Consider the following 17,041-nt stretch of genomic DNA (forward strand, 5'->3'; position numbering starts at 1 on the left):
GACTCTCATTTATGGAATTTTCTGAACAAAAAGTAAAAGCGCTCCAGGATTATCCTGCGCTGAAGAAGTTGGCAGGTGTACTGTGGCGTCAGGATTCCTCGTATCGAGGGGCCGCGGTAATGGTCGGGGCAGGTTTTAGCAGGTGCGCTGCACAAAGTGGCGACAGCACACGCCTAATGCCGCTCTGGATGGATTTCTCAAGAAAGCTGGCAACTGAACTGGACCCCGGGGATCCGAATTTAGCGTATCTCGACCCCCTACGCTTGGCGGAGTTATACAAGGCGCAATTCGGACAGCAGACACTCAATGATCTCATCAGAGCAGAGATCGATGACTCAGCTTGGTCGCCGGGTGACTTGCACACCAAACTGTTGCAGCTTCCTTGGTCTGATGTTTTGACGACAAATTGGGATACCCTTCTTGAGCGTGCCAGTGAACGTGTTCATGACCCAATTTACAGCACTGTGACAAAGCAAACCGACTTGGCCGCCGTCGCCCCACCCCGAATTACCAAGCTTCACGGCACGGTCAACGTCACCGAGGAACTGATATTCACTCAGGAAGACTACCGGCGCTACCCCGAAACCCACGCCGCGTTTGTGAATTTTTCTCGCCAAGTGTTTATCGAGAACGAGCTATGCCTGCTGGGCTTCTCAGGTGAGGATCCTAATTTCTTGCAGTGGACCGGGTGGGTTCGTGATCATTTGCAGAGCCAATCGCGCCGAGTGTACTTGGTGGGCGCTCTGAACCTTTCAGCTGCGAAGAGAAAATATCTCGAATCCATTAACGTCGCGCCCATCGACCTATGGGATGCCGTCAAACATCTGGACGACCCTGGACTGCGACACCTTCAAGCCACAGAACTGTTTATCGAAACGCTGAATAAGCTCAAGCCGGCGCACCCCTCAGAGTGGAGACCACAATCAATTGAAGGTCTTCCTCTCGCAGAGGCTGCATCGATGATGGAGTCCGACCGAAAAAGTTACCCGCACTGGTTGGTCTGTCCGTATGGGTTACGTTTATATCTTCAGTTTCAGTATGGAGTCAGGAGCATAACCCCCAGTGTTTTAGACGCCTGCACGATCGAACTGCGGGAGAAAATTCTCTACGAAGTCTCCTGGCGTTACAGCATTACTTTTGACGCACTACCGGGTTGGCTGTTGGAGTCCCTCCTCAAGATCATCTATGAACCCGCGACACTGACGATAAGGCAACAGCTAGAGGTCGCCTTGGTGCTGCTTAATACCGCTCGCTGGTCTATCGGTGAACGCAAAGAACAAAGGCGATTCGAAGATGAAATTATTGCGCGTATTGAAGAACGTACCCAGTTCTGGCCGGATGTCGTCGCAGAGGTTGCATACTTCAAAGTAAATCGCGCCAGGCTGGATCTGAATTTCTCAGAGATGGAAACCAGCGCCTCTCAACTTCCAGAGCACTCAGCGGAATGGAAACTTAAAAAGTCAGGTGTCCTCGCTGAGCTAGGTCAGACTGAGCAAGCGGTCAAGTTAGTCCTAGATGGCCACGCTCAACTCATCGAGCAGCATCGAAAAAACCCAAACTCGGTACAAATCCTATCGAGACTTGCATGGGCAGACCTGTTGGCGAGGGCTGTAGACAGCGACCGTCCCGCCAAATCAAATTCCCTACCCAAAAGCATCTTATCCAGATGGAAGTGTGATCCGTGGGACGAGATTGAACACCTCAAGGAGAAGGTTAGAGAGAGGCTGGATAAAAATGATAAAAAAGCTTCAGTCGAACCGTCATTTCAAGTGGGCCAATACAAGGATAACTCCAAAACAGTACATTTGAGCAATGAAGTTCATGTTCTCTTGATCGCTGACGGACTGATGCGTTCGACAGGGGTTTTGCCCACGTACGAAGGGGCTAACCTTTTCTCGACCCAATTCGAAAACATCGCTTTCCTAGATGAGCTGACACAGCATGACCGCATGAAGCACTCGCTGCGCTTTGCTAGTCTTGATACGTCACCTAATCTGAATCGCATGCTTTCCCGTGTCAATGTCGCGGCCGCACCAGCGGAAGCGGTTGATGACATGAAACGGCTGTGTCGGGATGCAATTAAACATTTCCTGAATAGATACTATTCAAAAAATGTTAGTTCAGCTTTCGCTCTTTCAAAGCTTAGAGTCATGCTTGAGGCCTATGCTAGATTGATCGTAAGATCCACAGCAGACGAAGCCAAAGAGGCTTTCCGCTTTGCAATTGGCCTGGACGAAAACAAAGTTGTAAATCATGTTTGGGTGTCTAGGTCTTATGGGCATTTGCTAAATTATTCTTTGCACAGTATTCCCGCCAGCCAACAGAACGAATTGCTGGAGGAGATTCTGATGTTTCCTCTGGCATGTGAGAGAAACAATCCTGAGTGGCCTGAACTGATTGCGAACAATCCTGGCTCGCGAAAGGACAATCCAAGAATAAAGCTAAGAATCCTCGAGATGATTGATTCCATCGCGAAGCATTCATTAGCGCCCCCCCCATTGATAAGCCGTCCTATAGAGGGAATTCCGGCAGAAATGTTGGAGCAACTTAACCAATCTAGTTCAATCCCGAATATAAGTACCCCAACCATTGCCCGCCTCCTGCCGCTGGTCTTGAAGGGCTACACCACCGAGGAGGAGAATTCCTATCTGGCTAAAGCGATTTATGGTGCCGATGCCCCACTTGATTCGTTACCCATCGCTAGTTTCTTCCCTCACGTATTCAGCTTTCTTCCATCACCTGATCGAGTAAAAACGGATCGGCTTATAAGGGATTTTTTGTATCGGACCCCCATGTCGTTGGAAGTCAAAGACCTCCGTAAATTACTATGGGCGTCGCAAGCTCATGCGAGTGACAATAGATTGGCCCCCACTCCAGATCAGGCGCTCACGTGCTTTAATGAATTGATTGTCTGGAGGCAGCCAGGTGATGACGGTTCAGCCCTATTTAAGATGTTTTCCGATCCAAATGAGCCAGGCCCACTGGTTGCGGAGGTTCTCGCCAAGAGCGTATTACCTTGGCTGGGAAAAGAGCAGGTGACTCAAGACTTGGCCCTTCGATTCAAAGAATTCGCGTCACAGGAAAGTTTCCCGGCAACACCGCTGGCGTTTTGCTACCTCGCAAAGCATCTTCCAGAATTAAGGCATGAGCTGGCCAGAGCAATTAAGCAGGGCCTTCGAGATAAGGACGTGAGCAAGGTTGGATTCGCTGCTCGTGCGGTGATCAAGGCCAAAGAACTGGGGATCGATGAGATAGCTGATAAATTGATCCCCCGACTGATTTCCCTCATTGAGTCTGGTCGGCTGACGGTGATCGCACCCTTGTTAGTTGTGGTTCGTGATCTACTAAACCGGTCCTGGCTCACTGACGAAGACGTTACGACAGTAGCAGAGTGCCTTCCTGATCTTTTCCAGAGCACGTCCTACGTCGCTGAATACTCTGTGGCGAAAGAGGCAGTATTCATTTCGGCAATAAGGTCCGGTTGCGCAAAATTGGCGGAGGCGATCGTAAAGCATAGCGCCAGCGGGCATCCAGATCTGGAGTCTCTCTTAGCGAGCGCAAAAAACGATCCGTTACCTGAAGTGAGGCTATTTGAGGAGGAATAATATTCTCAGAGACAAGTTAGTCATTAACTAACGGTTAATTTATGCACGGGCCTTTTAATATCACCAAGTATGAAGGCCCGCCTTAAAGAGGGCTCTGGCGCGTTAAATAGTCTGCTGAGTACAATTGTGCCGGATTAGCCGGCCAGTTGTAAGAGGACTGCTTTTTCCATGCTGGAAGATTACAGAGATTTTCGAGAGTGAGTGTCCGCTTTTGGCCGAAAGCGGCCATTGGCGTAAGGCATTTGAGATTGTTAGAAGGGGTTGGTTTAGGCTCATAGTGTTGTGAGTTCGAATCTCTCCTTCACCGCCACATTCAGTAAACGCAAGCCCCTGATTTTCCTGGAGAAAATCGGTGGTTTGTGGTTTTTGACGTCCGAAAAATGGCCATATGGGACAGATGCGCCATTCTGGTGGGAAAAAGTCATCGAAACTGAGATGCCTGAGCTAATCTGGTCTGGCACGCCTGAACTAACCCTTTGGTAGCTTTCGCTCAAGGACGATCCAAATGCCAAATAACTCAGATTCAAATGTAACCACCGCCGACGCGCTGACTTTACTGCTGCACAACCAGCATGCGCTGGGTGCGGCGATAGAAGAGATCACTCATTGGATCTCGGGGGCTGGCGCAGATGTTGTTGCCGATAATGCTGTAGTCGCCTTAGAGACGCTGGACAGGAATGCGGCGGCGATTACGGACGCGATCACTCGATTACGGCAGGATTAGGCACTCGCGATGGTTGGCATAGCGAGTTGACGCGCGTCCGGAGCCATCGGATTACACTAAGCACTTATTTGACTTTACGAAACGAGCTGTTCCGTTGCCAATGGTTGGTGATACTCCAGCAGACATAGCGTAGGAGATCAGGTATCTCATAGCTTCTACATCAAGCGTCTTGCCTTTGTTCTCGCGCATGAACTCGCGGCTAATGAAATAGCGGCCACAGGCATCACATTCAATATTCACCCAGTCGCCTACCAGAGATCGACGCTCCGCGTTTTCCCAACAAATCCAGCACATACATTTCATAAAGGCGCTCCTCGATGACCAATGGATTGCGCCGGAAAAAAGCAAGTTCAATGAGGAGTGCCGTCCGGAACCACCGTCTATCGGTTTGTATATGGCAGATGTGCGGACGCCGCGTACTGCCAATAGCGGCTTTTGTCATCCGATGAATAGAACGCCGTTTATGTTCAACAGGCCCCCGCACTCTTGCCAGGTTCGGGGACCTTTTCGTGGGGCAATGAAAACCACTTCTCCCTAGGCTGGACTACCATAGTCCCACCGTCTGGTTTGTTACCATCACCCTCCTCCAGGAAAGGATGCTTATGCCGTACGTCTACGAAGGTTCGGCCACCGTCACCGTGATGGCCCGCTATCTCGGCCTGGAACCCGCCGAGCTGACCACCCTTGAGTGTGCGGTGCGCCTGCTCAACGCTGGCCCGGGCCGCGTGCGCGTTGAACTGCAACATTATCTGCAAGGCCCCGCGCGGGCCAACACAGTGCGGGTCATGCTGCCGCACGGGATGATGGTGCAAGGGCCAATCGTCGACGGCAGCAACGAACCTACCGGCGGCTGGCTGCTGATCAATGTCGAGCAGTACGACTTGGCATTTGAGCCACCGGGCGCTTCGAAGGGATGGCAATGGCAATGATCAAGCATGAGGTGCTGGCCGCACTCAACCTGCCACGCTCGGTTCATGCGCAGGCACTGAAACTGCTCACGGCCATCGCCAACGCCAGCACCGTGGCTGACACACTGCACGCGGCCGACCGTGCCGAGGGTTTCACCTTGGGCATCGAAACCGTGAAGGCACTTAACCCTGGGGTGATCGAAAGCCTCTACGTGGCGTTTGATCACGCCTCACAAGCGCGTCAACAGGAACTGAACGAATGATCGGTGACGGCATTCATGAAGAGGTGCTGCGCGCCTTGGTTGAACAACATGCGGTGCGCGAATGCCTTGTGACCAGGATCGATGGCGGCTCCGACTGGGGGCTGTCGATCCGCCTGGGCGGCAGCGGCGCACGCTGGGTGCCGGTGCGCTCGCGGCGTGAGCGGCTGCGCACCTGGGCCAGCCTGGCGGCGGTGGGCCGTTTCGCCGACAGCATCGGTCTCAAGGGTTTCACCGTGGAGTTATGAGCGGTTTTTGGCTGTGTAATCGGCCCATCGGTGGCGCCAAAGCGGACACCGAGAATCACTCCCCTATGATCTGAGGCATCGTCACCCTGCTGTCTTGCAATTCTTTCATCCGCAAATTCTCGCCGCAGTCTGGAACATTTGGCCGACGCTTTTGATCCACTTATAAAGACAGAGCGTACGAGTGACATGGATACCGTGAGAGATATCGTAGTGATCGGTGGATCGGAGGGCAGCTTCGGCCCTCTTCGTCAAATTCTTTCAGGATTGCCTGCAGACTTCCCTGCCGCCGTATTGATCGTTGTGCACACAGGCTCCTCGAGCCCCAGACTGCTTGCATCGATATTCGATTCTTGGTCAACCTTGCCCGTTGCCTATGCAGACGAAGGCGTCCGCGTCGAATCGGGTCGTGTCTACGTGGCCCCGCCAGGACGACATCTTGAAGTGGTTGAACCGGGGCTTATGCATCTCAGCGATGGACCGAAACTGCATTCCTCCAAGCCTGCCGTGGATCGCTTGTTTGGCACTGCCGCGGCGGTGTTTGGAAGAAGAGTCATCAGCATGATCCTTTCCGGTAATGACGGAGACGGCGCCGCCGGGGCGGCCGCTGTGCGGGCGGCCGGTGGGGTCAGCCTGGTGCAAGACCCCGGCGATGCGCTGGTGTCCAGCATGCCGATCAGGGCAATTGAGAAAGATCATCCGAACAGCTTGGTTCGCACCGATGCGCTACGGGAAGCACTGATCCATTGCGTCACGCCTCTCGAACTGGAGCGAACGGCCGCGGGTGATAGAACTTCGTCTGTCGACCGCTGACTGGTCGCTATCTTGCTCACCGCGAACACAACTGACCTACCGATGGCGTTAATGATCGTCGGACAATTTCTCTGAATTTTCTTCAGCGCGCAAAATCACTTATTCATGAGCAATAGGAGGTCTCGTGAAGCCAGCTGATTTGTACGTCATCGATTATCAACTCCACGGTGAGCCAAAAAGCTTCGTCATCAGAACGAAGCTGATGAACAACGCGGAAGCCTGGCAGTGGGCGAGCTGTGATGCGGGCCTTGCTCCGATACCCAAGCCGGGGCGTCCACCACTGAAGCGTTTTTCTAAACCGATGGCGGAGCGTTTCGGCGTGACCGACGTGAAATGGCGGGCGTCCGTCACAGTCGTCTGGGAGGAGGATCATGCGTAAATGATCGAAGTTGAGTTTGTCACTCAGCTACGGTGGTGATCCCGTCAACCGCTCGGCCGTCGAGCACAGGCATCGGGTCGATCTGAATGCCTGGAAGGATGGAGACCCACGCGGCATAGGCTCGCTGCTGTCGAACCAACGCTTCTTCCCATCGACTGCCACTGACTTCATGTGATACGACCAGCATCATGAGGTGATTGGTGGTTGCATCAAGGTCGAGCAACAAGTGATGGGCATTGAATCGAAAATCATCGGTCGAGAGCATGGAGTCACACTGTATGGATGGAGGGAAGCGCACATCTCTGCTCCCACATGACATCATTATGACACTATCCAAAGAATACGACCGCTCGGACCGACAACCGGTTGCTAGGGTAACTGACTGTCAATCCAGCGTTCGGCAGCTGCCATCGCGTCAGCGAGCGCACATGGATAATCCGGCCATGGGCCTGGCAGTTCCGCAACAGTATCAGCGAACCCGTGCACCCCGCTCTCTGCCAGCACATGCGCCGCTGTCGGCGATGGATCGTTTGGCCTATTCCAATCAAATTTTACGACCAGCTTATGGCCGCGATATTCATGCGTGATCGGAACGTCTAAGCCATGGGACATCTGTCGAACCCTTTGCCACTGATCAATGCCTTCGAGTTTTAACGCAATTGAGCCAGCAGCACTATCGTGGCGCTTCGCTATCGGAGCGGAGTGCGCCACCCCGCTCCGGACGGAGTAAGTAAGCCCGAGATTCATCAAAACAAGCCGCCCAACGATTCTGGCGCCCAGTTCATGATCACCAGCTCACCGCTCACCTCGGCTTTGCCTTGCCGCTGGTTGGATGTGGTGTAGCGGATGTCCAGTGTCTCGAAGTGGAAGCCTTTGAACACACGGCGGATGTCCGGATGGTCATTGATGCTGACCATCACCTTGCCTTTGCAGCGGCGCATGAAGTCGGCCATCCGCTCGTAGTTCTCGAACGGAAAGTCCACCCCATAACCCGCGGTCTGCCAGTAAGGCGGATCCATGTAATGGAAGGTGTGAGCACGGTCATAGCGTTCTGCGCATTCAAGCCAGGGGAGGTTTTCGACGTAGGTGCCGGACAAGCGCTGCCACGCAGCCGAGAGGTTTTCCTCGATGCGCAACAGGTTGATGGCCGGGGCAGTGGTCGCAGTGCCGAACGTTTGACCCGAGACCTTTCCGGCGAAGGCGTGGTGCTGCAGGTAAAAGAATCGGGCGGCGCGCTGGATGTCGGTGAGGGTTTCGGGACGGGTCATTTTCTGCCATTCGAACACCTGTCGCGAACTGAGCGCCCATTTGAACTGGCGCACAAATTCTTCGAGGTGGTTCTGTACGACGCGGTAAAGCGTGACCAGGTCGCCGTTGATGTCGTTGAGGACTTCGACCGGCGATGGCTGGGGCTTCATGAAGTAGAGTGCGGCACCGCCGGCAAAGACTTCGACGTAGCATTCGTGTGGCGGAAAAAGCGGAATGAGACGGTCGGCCAGGCGGCGTTTGCCGCCCATCCAAGGGATGATGGGTGTAGACATAAAAAGCAAGACCTTTACTGTATGGATAAACAGGTGCTAGGCTCGCCGCGCTTTGTGCACGGAGCAAGAGCCTTGGCTGGACTTGCAGGGACGATCTGCAGGGACGGCGGCCGGCCCGGATGTTGACGCATCCGGACCGGTCGCTCTTTTTCACTTCGGCGTTGAGACTTCTTTGGCGTATGCCTGACAGGCCGCTAGGGCAATCAGCCCCCGGTCGCCGTCGTCGGTGACGCCGATAATTCGTTGAGCATGCGCCGGGTCAAGTTCGGCTCTTGTGGGGCCATGAACCACGCCGCTGGTGGCGGGGGCGGCTGACACCGATCCGTTGCCGGCGCCGGTGGTGGCGTCGAGTAGGACTGACAGGCGCAGATCAGCAGTGGCAAGGCGGTCGCGCAGGCGACCTTGATCACGTTGGACATCGCTCAAAGCTCGGTAATGGGTTTGTTCGCTGGTGGCCAGGCGCTGCTCGAGCGCAAGGCGTTTGTCCTGTTCGGCACGCTGCTGCGCGGCCGAGGCCTGGTTCAGTTGATTGAGGGTTTCGGTGTGCTGCCGAGCCTGCTCTGCGAGCTGTTTGCCGTAGCGCCAATCCTGTAATTGCCAGGCGAAGGCTGCGGAAGCACCGGCTAAAACAGCCAGCAGCACACCTTGTGCCAGCAGCCGATACGGCGCCGGGATCAGTTCGCCGAGACGCATAACACCGCCCTCGCCCGCCCCCACAACTCCAGCCGATCCTGCAGGCCGTTGAGACCGCCATTGATCCTGCGGGTGATCGTGTTGAATTCATTTTGGTCGGCCAGCGCGTTCAGCCCATTCACCGACCAGAACCATGCGGCCGACTCGGCGGCCCACTGCGGGAGTTCCAGCAGTTCAGGGGTGCGCAGCAATCGCTCGTCACCGAACAGCGCCAAGCTGCAGCGCAGGTAGTTGTCGTGGCCGGTGACCTGGATCAGGCCGCGACCGCGATAGCGCTGGCCATCACCATCCGCTGCCGGCGTGTTGCCCAGTTTTGCAGCCAGGTTGCCGGTGTCGTATTTGCTCAGGTACTGATCGCTGCCCAGTTCCCGGACGTACTGCAGCTGACCCGACTCGTGACCGACTTGTGCCAGAAACGCGGCTTGGCGTTTCGGCGTGTTGATCTGCCGGTGGGCCATGGCTGCGTTGAGGGCGGATACAAAAACGCCCGCTTGGCGGCGGGCGTTGGGCATGATGCTTTGCAACTGTTGCTCAGTGATGGACATACAAACTCCAGACGTAAAAAAACCGCACTCAGGCGGCGATGGGATGCGGCTAATGCTTCTCGATGTTCACAACCTTGAGGGGTGGTTTCGGCCCTTTCTTTTTCTTGCCCTTGGATTTACCGGCTTTGCCGGCGTTGCATTCGACCGTGGTGGACCAGCCGGACTGGGTGAAAACCTGCTCGACCGAATCCGCCAGGTATTCGCCATCAAGCCCGACCTTGAAACCCTGAGCGATGATGGGGCGCTCGGCGAAGATGTCCGTCCGGCCGGGCATCTCAAGCCGCACATCAGCGGTCGAGCGGTTGAACGCTGAAAGACGGGCCTTGGCCGCCGCTTCTGCAGCCGTTTTGTTCGGGTAGATATGGCGGTCGGTATGGACTGCCGGCAGGCCATCCGGTGCGTCATCGTTGTCGATGGTGACCACCGCGAGCATGCCGTTCTTTTTGTCCTGATGCTTGGTGGCCACCGCCTTGTGCGAGTTGCGATCGCCGAGACTGAATTGCCAACGGCTGAGGTCGCGTCGGGTCAGGGTAATGGCGCCGAACGCCTTGCCGCTGGCTGTCTGCCCACCCTGGCGTGGCATCACCAACAGCTTGCCGTCGGCGACCTTGGCCGTGCAGTCGTATTGTTTTGCCAGCCGGGTGATGAAATTGAAATCGGACTCGTTGAGCTGGTCGACGCGGGCGATCTTGGTCGACACCGGGCACACCGGCTGCCAGCCATTGCGTGCGGCGACGTCAGCCACGATCTTCGACAGCGGCACGTCTTCCCAGCTTCCGCTGCGGATAGTCTTGCCGCTGCCACGCATGTCGCTGGCCTTGCCCTTGATCACGATGGTATCCGGCGGGCCTGATACCTCGACCGTGTCAACGGTGTAACTGCCCATGCGCGCCAAGGTCGTTTCCGCATACCCCAGATAAATCTCGATTGAGCTGCCACGCCGTGGCAATTGCACTTGCCCATCACGGTCGTCGATACGCAACTCAAACTCGTCGGACTCCATGCCCGGCTTGTCCGAGGTACGCAGCTGCAACAGCCGATCATTGATCTTAGCCGTGACGTCGGCCCCATCGGCGACGATTCGAAACATCGGAGTCATAAATTTTTTCCATAAAAAAACCCGCCGAAGCGGGTTTTGAAGGGGGTGTAGCTGCAGGTGTAACAAGGGCTACACATCGACTATAGCTCATCAATTCCAAAGCGAGATGCCTTCTTCAGTTGGCATCGGCAGATCCGGCAGGACGATAATCACGCCCGACCGGAACGGCTGAGGCTCGTCGGCCAGCCCCTGATTGGCATCGAGCACAGCCTCAACGCTGCCATTCAGATGTCCATAAACGTTGTTGCAAATGACATCGAGCATGTCGCCGTCAGACGTCCTGCATGTCGTCGCCATATCGCTCAAACTCCAAAGTGAACCCCTGTTTGCGAGCAATCCCGCCGTGCAGCAGTGCGGACTGTTCCTCGTTGATGTTTTTCAAGCACCACGTCCCGATCACCTCGCCATAGCCCGTGGTCAGGGTCAGCGGTTGCAGCCTGGCCCCGATGGAACGCAGGGTGTCGAGCTGCTTCAAACCGCCTTTGAAGCCCGGATAGATCGTGCCCTTGAGCGTCAACTTTTCATCGCCCATACCGACAGCCTGCTTTGCCGGCCGGCGCGTCAACCGCTCCTGCGAAGCCCAGCGGAATTCGGTCGAACGGCTCAGCTCGTCGAAAGCGGCCGTGTCCAGGTTGAAGTAATACGGCTCAATCTTCGGATCGCGCGGCTGAATGATCATCAGATGCGGGAATGGCCTTACCGCCTCCGGCGCCGGCGTCGCCTCACCGGCAAAGGAACTGGTAGGCACGATGTTGGCCAGCGACGGACTGACCTTGCCGGCGACATTGTTGATCGCCGTGGCCGCCTTGCTCGCCTGTTCCTCCAAAGTACCCAGCCGATCCTGCACTTCAGCCGCCGCGCGGGTGGCGCGGCCGTACACCGCTACCACCTGACCGACCTTGGCCTGAGCCGCGTCGACGCCGCGCATCACTCGCTGAAGTTTGGCGCCGATGGCCGGACCTACAAACGGGATGTTCTCCAGCTCGGACGCGGCGCCGGTCAGTTCGCGGATCGCGCCGTTGACCGGGGTCAGCATGCCGTCAGCACTGCGCCGCCCGGTTTCCGCTGCCTCGACCAAATACTTCAGGCTCGATTGCATTTGCTCCATGTAAGCCATGAAACCTCCTTAGACATGGGGTTCGTCGTACAGCTTGGCGGCGTTACTCTTCGCCGCATCCGCCATCATTCGCTGCATGTGCGGCATCAGATCCTGCGCCAAGGTTTGCGGATCTTTGACATCGCCCTGCACGGTCACCGGCATGCTCAGTGAATACTGAAACCGCTGATCCACCTTGGCCGGCTCCGGCTTCGCCGCCTCCTTGGGCTGGATGGCCATCGCCGCCGACTTGAGCGGCGCCGTCACTGCCATCGAGCGCGCAACATCCCCCAACACCGGGCCTTGCTGCGCCGCTGATGCCATCATGAGCGGCGTGGCTGGCACCGGCGCCTTTGCCGTTTGTTCGGGCTTTTCATCCTCACCGCCGAACAGCGACTTACCCAACGACCCGCCCAGCACCGCACCGCCCTGACTGCCCAGGTAAGCACCGATCATGCCGCCGATCGCGGTGCCGATGATCGGCACAACCGAACCGATGGCGGCGCCTGCCGCTGCACCGGCCATAGTGCCGGCCAGGTTGCCAGCGGCCGAACCGTAACCTTCGGCTTTTTCGTCCTTGGTCTTGGCGTTTTGAAAGGTGTCAAAAGCCATCGCGCCGGACTCCAGCAGCGTGCCGCCAGGAATGACCTTGGCCGCCTTGCCGACCTTACCGACGGCTCCTGCGACGACGCCGAGCTTGGACATTGCCTCACTTGGGACGGAAGGGACTGATGGCGATGGGATCGAAACAGATGGACGTGAAACCGGAACAGGTGGACGAGGCACAGACGGGCGAGGACCTCTCGAACTCGGCAACGACCGGCGCCGAGCGCTGCGCCTTGACCCACGTCCACGTCGGCGCGATTCGCCCGACACATCCACACCGCCACCCATAGCGCCGGCATTGACGACGAACACCTTTTGGACGCCGTCGTCACCTGCATCATTTGCAGCACCAAGGCCACCGCCTGTAGCCGCTTCCTTCACCCGCGAAACAACATCCAGGCCAGTCGCAACCAGATCAAGCTCCCCGGAATTTTTTTTGCGGGTTTCGCTCCCACCCCGGCCACCGCGCGACCCACGCGCAAGGTTTAACAGCCCCTTGCCGATCTTGACCGTGCTGAAGATGCCTTTTAAGGCGATCAGCCCAGCCCCGACCGTGGCGATACCGGCAACTACCCCGGGCGCGCTATCAGTCAGCGACGTAATGCCTTTAGTCACCTTGGTCAACGACTCGGCCACGGTGTCCGTCACCGGGCGCAGCGCATCACCGATGCTACGCATGGCGTCATCCATCGACTGGGCCATTTCCGCCCATTTCTGCGATGACGACTCGCGCCGCTCGGCGAGGTTCTTGTCGAGGATTCCGGTCGCGTCACGCGAATCGTTTTTGAGCTGGCTGTACAGCGCCTTGTTCTGCATGTAGGCCGATAGCGCCGCCTTGACCTGCATGTCAGCGAACAGGTCGCCGGTGCGCAGGGATTCTTCCAGCGAGGCCATCATGGCCTTGGCCTTATCGGGATTAGCTTCCTTGCTGATTTTTGACGTGGCTTCGGCCATGGCCGCCGCACGCTTCGGATCGGTCGCATGAATGTATTTCTGAGCCAGCGCCATACTGGTTTCGAGCGTCGACATACCGTTTTGCAAACCGGTCTGCATCGATCCCTTGTAATCAATCCCGGCTTTTTCGTAAGCCTTGACCGTATCGGTCGAACCGATTTTGCCCATCCAGTTTTTCAGGTTGTTGGCCGCCTCGTCCGAACTGCCGGCCTGTTTCATCTGGACCTGCAGCATGGCACCCAATTGCGTCACCGCATCCAAGCCGGTGATGCCGTTGCTGGCCATGTTGGCCAGCAGTTCCGGGAACCACTTGGCCATGTCGGCCGCTTCAAAACTGCCCGCCTGACCTTGGTAGGCGATCGCTTCCAGCGCCTGCTGCATCTGCTTGGGGTCGGTGATCTTGGCGTTCTGCCCCAGAGCGTTGATCATCTTCGCCGTGTCGACGCCACTGGATCCCTGCCCTACGACAAACTTGGCCGCGACAGGCGCGTATTCCAGCGCCTTGCTCAGGTCCATACCGGCGCCGACCAACTGATTGACCACGTCGGCCACATCGTTGCGCGCCATGCCGGTGTCGCGTGAAGTGTCGATGATCTTGCGCGACATCTCCTGCTCTTGCGGCTTGTTGGCAATGCCGGCCTTGATCGCGATGTCACGGACAATTGCGCCAAAATCAGCGCTGACCTTGGCCGGTACCGCCATGGCACCGACACCGACCACCGCAGCACCGACGGCGCCCTTCATGCCCTTTACGCCAGAATCAATCTGCTGGTGGCCCTTGGCTTTGAGTTCGGCTTTGTTGGCTGTCTGCCCCATCGAGCGATAGGCTTTTTCCAGACGGCCGACCTCGATCCCCTGCTTTTTCAAGCTGTCGAGGTTCGAGTTCAGACGGTTGAGTAATTTGGACGCGCCGGCAGCGCCGGTGTCGTGGGCCTTTTTCCATTCTTCGCGCAGGCGGATGGTGTCGCCGATCGTGCGCTGCAGCACGCGCGCTTTGTTGCCTTCTGCCTCGAGGCGCTTGATGCGCCCGGTCACGTCCTTGAACGCGGTGCCGACCGTGGAACTGACGGCACCGCCGATCACCAGCCCGAGGGCGAGTTTGTTTGCCATGTCATGGCCCTCATGTGCCCTGCACTATCGATGACGGCTCAATCCGTGAGCCACCACACTATGTCCGCGAACGGCATCGACTGGATCTCGGCGGCGGAAAATCCGGTTTCCGCCGCCAAACGTTTCGCCGCCGACTTGATCACGCTGGGGTTAAAGCCCGTCGTCGTTGTCCATGCGAAAATAGCCGGCCTGCAAGCGGTTAAAATCCACCAGCTTCAGCCCCTCCAAATCCGCGACAGGCGCACCGGACAACGCGGCAAACAACACCAGCTCGCGCTGCTCGTCATCGCCACCTACTTCACGGTTGGCCGCCCGCACGTCGCCCACGGTCGGCGAACGCAAGGCCAGCTTGTCGACGGTCACGCCGTTGATTTCACTCGGACACGACAGCGTTACCAGCACCTGATCGGTGGTCAGCGACAACCACGCCGGCATCGAGTCCGAATAATCGGTTTTCGGTACCAGGTGCGAATACGCCGTTTGTACGCGGCGATAATCCGTCAGCTTGAGGCCTTCCAGATCCTTCAGTCCGACTTCGGCGAGACCTGCGAACAGCATCAGTTCGCGCTGTTCGTCGTCGCCGTTGGCAGCACGATCAGCCGCGCGCACTTCACGCACGGTCGGATTGCGCAGGTTTAACGTCTCGACGTCGATGCTATTGGCTTGGCTTGGGCGGGTCAGCGTTACGACGGCACCGACTGCACTGAGCGACAGCCAGGCCGGAAGGTTTTTAGCGGTTGCTTGAGTCATACGAATCTATTCCTTACAGGCCGAGCGCCTGGCGCACTTCGAGAAGTTGGTCTTTGCCATCGATCACTTGAATGCCGGCCACCATGTCGATCTCGTACATCAGGCGCCCGTCGATTTCGAGCTTGTAGTAAGTGACCGCTACGGCGTGTTTGATCTCGGCAGCATCGCCCGCTTTCCAGTCACCCAGATCGACCTCTTTGAGGCGACCGCGCAAGGTGGCAACGACTGCTGTCACCGCGCCCTTTTGGCCCTTGAAGGCACCACGGAATGTGGCATTGAATGCCGTGCCGTCCGCCAGGCCAAAGTACTTCAGCGACTCGCGGCGCACGCCCTTGGTGACAAACGAGGCCTCCATTTTTTCCAGTCCCTGATCCATTTCGATGGGGCCGGCCATGCCGCCCCCACGATATTCGTCAGTCTTGGTGGTCAGCTTGGGCAGCGTCAGGCTGGGTACGTCGCCGGAGAAGTTCACGCCGTCGACGAACAGGTTGGTGTTGTACAAAGTCTGAGGAATCATTTGCTAAGCCCCCTTAGGCTGCTTCAAGCACTTCGGTCATCCACTGATCGGTGACTTCGAAAAGGAAATTCGGGTTTTCTGCCGGCGGCACGTCGGTGAAACGGATGCGCCAATACACCTTGCCCTGGGCGATCTGGCTGGCCGTGTTCAGCTCGGTATCGGGGAACACTTCAAAGTTGATGATTGCGCCCTGGGCTTTAAGGTCGCGCATGAATGCATCCAGACCGTTGGTGACATCGGTCACGTAGGTCTTGGTGATCGAGCGGTCAACCGCCCACTTGTGCCCGGCCTGCACCGCGTCCATGAGGATGAACAGCGTGCGAACGCGGGTAACGAACGTCCACTTCGGATCGCTCGACAGCGTGCGGTTGCCCCACAGGCGGTAACCGTCGTCGCGAATGATCGTGGTGATATTTGCGTTGTTGAGCAGGTTGGCCCGGCAGGTCTCGTCGCCGTCCAGGTACTCGACCGCGCGGCCGGTACCGGTGATGCCGGTCAATTCTTTGTTCGACGGCGAGGCCCAGAAACCGTATTCAGCATCCGTCCAGGCGAACAACCCCGCCGCCCAAGCCGAACCAGGCGCATCGACGGTCTTGCTGGTAATGGTGTCCCAGTACTTGACGCCCGGGTCGATCATGAACAGGTTGCGACTGCCGAAGTTATCGGCGTAGGCCATGGCGGCCTCGTCGGTCGTACCCGGGCCATCGATGATGCCAATAGCGCGCAGCTTCTGCGCCAAGCTGTCGAGCGCCGTGGCCACCGCCTGCGTCGCCGTGTGGCCCGGCGCGATCAACAACCGCGGCTGGGCGTTGAACAGGCTTTTGCCGTCTAGCAGCGCCTGAAGGCCGGTACGCTGACCCGAGACCAGTTCGCCGCCGATGATCGCCGAGGTTTGCAGCGCGGCGTCTTCCAACTTGGGTACGCCGATGGCGACGATCACCGCCTTGGCTTTGACGTAGATCGCCTTACAAGCCTTGGTGATCGCCGAGTCAGCGCCGAAGGCGGCAATAGCTTCGCGCTCGGTGGTGATCAACTTCAGCTCGCCCGCCTTGGCGGTACCGCCGCCGAGAACACCAGGCGTGAAGGTGTCGCACAGACCGATAATCGACGACGACGGCAACGAGATGGTGCGCGCACCAGTGTCGACCCACGAGGTCGTGCCGCCGTGAAAAAAACACATAAGGAACAGTCTCCAG

At 57.3% G+C, this 17,041-nt stretch carries 19 protein-coding genes; 8 read left to right on the forward strand and 11 right to left on the reverse strand.

The window, feature by feature from the left end:
* Nucleotides 1-11: 11 nt before the first annotated feature.
* The 7 genes from QMX86_RS14950 (at nucleotide 12) to QMX86_RS14980 (ending at nucleotide 6,934) form a co-directional block, all read left to right on the forward strand.
* Complete coding sequence (locus QMX86_RS14950; RefSeq protein WP_282382335.1) at nucleotides 12-3,605, forward strand: SIR2 family protein; 3,594 nt, start codon at nucleotides 12-14, stop codon at nucleotides 3,603-3,605.
* Between the two features lie 505 nt (nucleotides 3,606-4,110).
* Entirely contained in the window at nucleotides 4,111-4,329 is a 219-nt protein-coding gene (locus tag QMX86_RS14955; protein ID WP_073472974.1) for a hypothetical protein, read from the forward strand.
* A 602-nt stretch (nucleotides 4,330-4,931) separates the two neighbouring features.
* Complete coding sequence (locus QMX86_RS14960; protein WP_073472976.1) at nucleotides 4,932-5,258, forward strand: hypothetical protein; 327 nt, start codon at nucleotides 4,932-4,934, stop codon at nucleotides 5,256-5,258.
* Complete coding sequence (locus QMX86_RS14965; RefSeq protein WP_256674760.1) at nucleotides 5,249-5,500, forward strand: hypothetical protein; 252 nt, start codon at nucleotides 5,249-5,251, stop codon at nucleotides 5,498-5,500. Before QMX86_RS14960 ends, QMX86_RS14965 begins: the two co-directional genes overlap by 10 nt.
* A complete protein-coding gene (locus tag QMX86_RS14970) occupies nucleotides 5,497-5,745 on the forward strand; it encodes a hypothetical protein (protein ID WP_073472980.1) in 249 nt (82 codons plus the stop codon). Before QMX86_RS14965 ends, QMX86_RS14970 begins: the two co-directional genes overlap by 4 nt.
* Before the next feature lie 186 nt (nucleotides 5,746-5,931).
* Complete coding sequence (locus QMX86_RS14975) at nucleotides 5,932-6,555, forward strand: chemotaxis protein CheB (protein WP_143170098.1); 624 nt, start codon at nucleotides 5,932-5,934, stop codon at nucleotides 6,553-6,555.
* 124 nt (nucleotides 6,556-6,679) lie between these two features.
* A complete protein-coding gene (locus tag QMX86_RS14980) occupies nucleotides 6,680-6,934 on the forward strand; it encodes a DUF6555 family protein (RefSeq protein ID WP_073472985.1) in 255 nt (84 codons plus the stop codon).
* 19 nt (nucleotides 6,935-6,953) lie between these two features.
* Here QMX86_RS14980 and QMX86_RS14985 read toward each other — a convergent pair whose 3' ends face one another.
* The gene (locus QMX86_RS14985; RefSeq protein WP_083613239.1) at nucleotides 6,954-7,199 is read right to left on the reverse strand and encodes a hypothetical protein; all 246 of its coding nucleotides are present in this window, start codon (nucleotides 7,197-7,199) and stop codon (nucleotides 6,954-6,956) included.
* A 163-nt stretch (nucleotides 7,200-7,362) separates the two neighbouring features.
* Between QMX86_RS14985 and QMX86_RS14990 the strand changes: the two genes are divergently transcribed.
* The gene (locus QMX86_RS14990; RefSeq protein ID WP_178372430.1) at nucleotides 7,363-7,521 is read left to right on the forward strand and encodes a hypothetical protein; all 159 of its coding nucleotides are present in this window, start codon (nucleotides 7,363-7,365) and stop codon (nucleotides 7,519-7,521) included.
* Between the two features lie 159 nt (nucleotides 7,522-7,680).
* On the opposite strand, the gene QMX86_RS14995 is transcribed toward QMX86_RS14990, so the two are convergent.
* From QMX86_RS14995 to QMX86_RS15045, 10 genes are all read right to left on the reverse strand, one after another.
* On the reverse strand, nucleotides 7,681-8,475 hold the full coding sequence (locus QMX86_RS14995) for a DNA adenine methylase (RefSeq protein ID WP_073472987.1): 795 nt from the start codon (nucleotides 8,473-8,475) through the stop codon (nucleotides 7,681-7,683).
* 150 nt (nucleotides 8,476-8,625) lie between these two features.
* Entirely contained in the window at nucleotides 8,626-9,168 is a 543-nt protein-coding gene (locus tag QMX86_RS15000; protein WP_073472990.1) for a lysis system i-spanin subunit Rz, read from the reverse strand.
* Nucleotides 9,150-9,713 carry a glycoside hydrolase family 19 protein gene (locus QMX86_RS15005; RefSeq protein WP_282382372.1) on the reverse strand — a complete coding sequence of 188 codons (564 nt, stop codon included), beginning with the start codon at nucleotides 9,711-9,713 and terminating at the stop codon, nucleotides 9,150-9,152. Before QMX86_RS15005 ends, QMX86_RS15000 begins: the two co-directional genes overlap by 19 nt.
* Nucleotides 9,714-9,762: 49 nt before the next feature.
* Nucleotides 9,763-10,812: a contractile injection system protein, VgrG/Pvc8 family gene (locus QMX86_RS15010; protein ID WP_073472994.1), complete on the reverse strand. Its 1,050-nt coding sequence runs from the start codon at nucleotides 10,810-10,812 to the stop codon at nucleotides 9,763-9,765.
* 90 nt (nucleotides 10,813-10,902) lie between these two features.
* The gene (locus QMX86_RS15015; protein WP_073472996.1) at nucleotides 10,903-11,109 is read right to left on the reverse strand and encodes a tail protein X; all 207 of its coding nucleotides are present in this window, start codon (nucleotides 11,107-11,109) and stop codon (nucleotides 10,903-10,905) included.
* Nucleotides 11,084-11,929 carry a phage tail protein gene (locus QMX86_RS15020; RefSeq protein WP_073472998.1) on the reverse strand — a complete coding sequence of 282 codons (846 nt, stop codon included), beginning with the start codon at nucleotides 11,927-11,929 and terminating at the stop codon, nucleotides 11,084-11,086. The genes QMX86_RS15015 and QMX86_RS15020 overlap by 26 nt, the downstream gene beginning before the upstream one ends.
* A 9-nt stretch (nucleotides 11,930-11,938) precedes the next feature.
* Complete coding sequence (locus QMX86_RS15025) at nucleotides 11,939-14,578, reverse strand: phage tail tape measure protein (protein ID WP_073473000.1); 2,640 nt, start codon at nucleotides 14,576-14,578, stop codon at nucleotides 11,939-11,941.
* 150 nt (nucleotides 14,579-14,728) lie between these two features.
* Nucleotides 14,729-15,328, reverse strand: a complete 600-nt coding sequence (locus QMX86_RS28355) for a phage tail assembly protein (protein ID WP_073473002.1) — start codon at nucleotides 15,326-15,328, stop codon at nucleotides 14,729-14,731.
* A gap of 13 nt (nucleotides 15,329-15,341) precedes the next feature.
* A complete protein-coding gene (locus QMX86_RS15040) occupies nucleotides 15,342-15,845 on the reverse strand; it encodes a phage major tail tube protein (protein WP_073473004.1) in 504 nt (167 codons plus the stop codon).
* Nucleotides 15,846-15,858: 13 nt separating this feature from the next.
* A complete protein-coding gene (locus QMX86_RS15045) occupies nucleotides 15,859-17,025 on the reverse strand; it encodes a phage tail sheath family protein (RefSeq protein ID WP_282390397.1) in 1,167 nt (388 codons plus the stop codon).
* Between the last annotated feature and the right edge of the window lie 16 nt (nucleotides 17,026-17,041).

Origin of the sequence: Pseudomonas sp. PS01270 (assembly GCF_029959775.1) — a bacterium.
In the GTDB taxonomy this organism is placed as follows: Bacteria; Pseudomonadota; Gammaproteobacteria; order Pseudomonadales; family Pseudomonadaceae; genus Aquipseudomonas; species Aquipseudomonas atacamensis.

Bases quoted from the DNA above. Each gene is read 5' to 3' on its own strand.
- QMX86_RS15015 (WP_073472996.1), bottom strand. From the start codon at position 11,109: ATGGCGACGACATGCAGGACGTCTGACGGCGACATGCTCGATGTCATT.
- QMX86_RS28355 (WP_073473002.1), bottom strand. From the start codon at position 15,328: ATGACTCAAGCAACCGCTAAAAACCTTCCGGCCTGGCTGTCGCTCAGT.
- QMX86_RS14950 (WP_282382335.1), top strand. From the start codon at position 12: ATGGAATTTTCTGAACAAAAAGTAAAAGCGCTCCAGGATTATCCTGCG.
- QMX86_RS14990 (WP_178372430.1), top strand. From the start codon at position 7,363: ATGGATAATCCGGCCATGGGCCTGGCAGTTCCGCAACAGTATCAGCGA.
- QMX86_RS14955 (WP_073472974.1), top strand. From the start codon at position 4,111: ATGCCAAATAACTCAGATTCAAATGTAACCACCGCCGACGCGCTGACT.
- QMX86_RS15010 (WP_073472994.1), bottom strand. From the start codon at position 10,812: ATGACTCCGATGTTTCGAATCGTCGCCGATGGGGCCGACGTCACGGCT.
- QMX86_RS14985 (WP_083613239.1), bottom strand. From the start codon at position 7,199: ATGCTCTCGACCGATGATTTTCGATTCAATGCCCATCACTTGTTGCTC.
- QMX86_RS15045 (WP_282390397.1), bottom strand. From the start codon at position 17,025: ATGTGTTTTTTTCACGGCGGCACGACCTCGTGGGTCGACACTGGTGCG.
- QMX86_RS14970 (WP_073472980.1), top strand. From the start codon at position 5,497: ATGATCGGTGACGGCATTCATGAAGAGGTGCTGCGCGCCTTGGTTGAA.
- QMX86_RS15025 (WP_073473000.1), bottom strand. From the start codon at position 14,578: ATGGCAAACAAACTCGCCCTCGGGCTGGTGATCGGCGGTGCCGTCAGT.
- QMX86_RS15040 (WP_073473004.1), bottom strand. From the start codon at position 15,845: ATGATTCCTCAGACTTTGTACAACACCAACCTGTTCGTCGACGGCGTG.
- QMX86_RS14960 (WP_073472976.1), top strand. From the start codon at position 4,932: ATGCCGTACGTCTACGAAGGTTCGGCCACCGTCACCGTGATGGCCCGC.
- QMX86_RS15005 (WP_282382372.1), bottom strand. From the start codon at position 9,713: ATGTCCATCACTGAGCAACAGTTGCAAAGCATCATGCCCAACGCCCGC.
- QMX86_RS14975 (WP_143170098.1), top strand. From the start codon at position 5,932: ATGGATACCGTGAGAGATATCGTAGTGATCGGTGGATCGGAGGGCAGC.
- QMX86_RS14995 (WP_073472987.1), bottom strand. From the start codon at position 8,475: ATGTCTACACCCATCATCCCTTGGATGGGCGGCAAACGCCGCCTGGCC.
- QMX86_RS15020 (WP_073472998.1), bottom strand. From the start codon at position 11,929: ATGGCTTACATGGAGCAAATGCAATCGAGCCTGAAGTATTTGGTCGAG.
- QMX86_RS15000 (WP_073472990.1), bottom strand. From the start codon at position 9,168: ATGCGTCTCGGCGAACTGATCCCGGCGCCGTATCGGCTGCTGGCACAA.
- QMX86_RS14965 (WP_256674760.1), top strand. From the start codon at position 5,249: ATGGCAATGATCAAGCATGAGGTGCTGGCCGCACTCAACCTGCCACGC.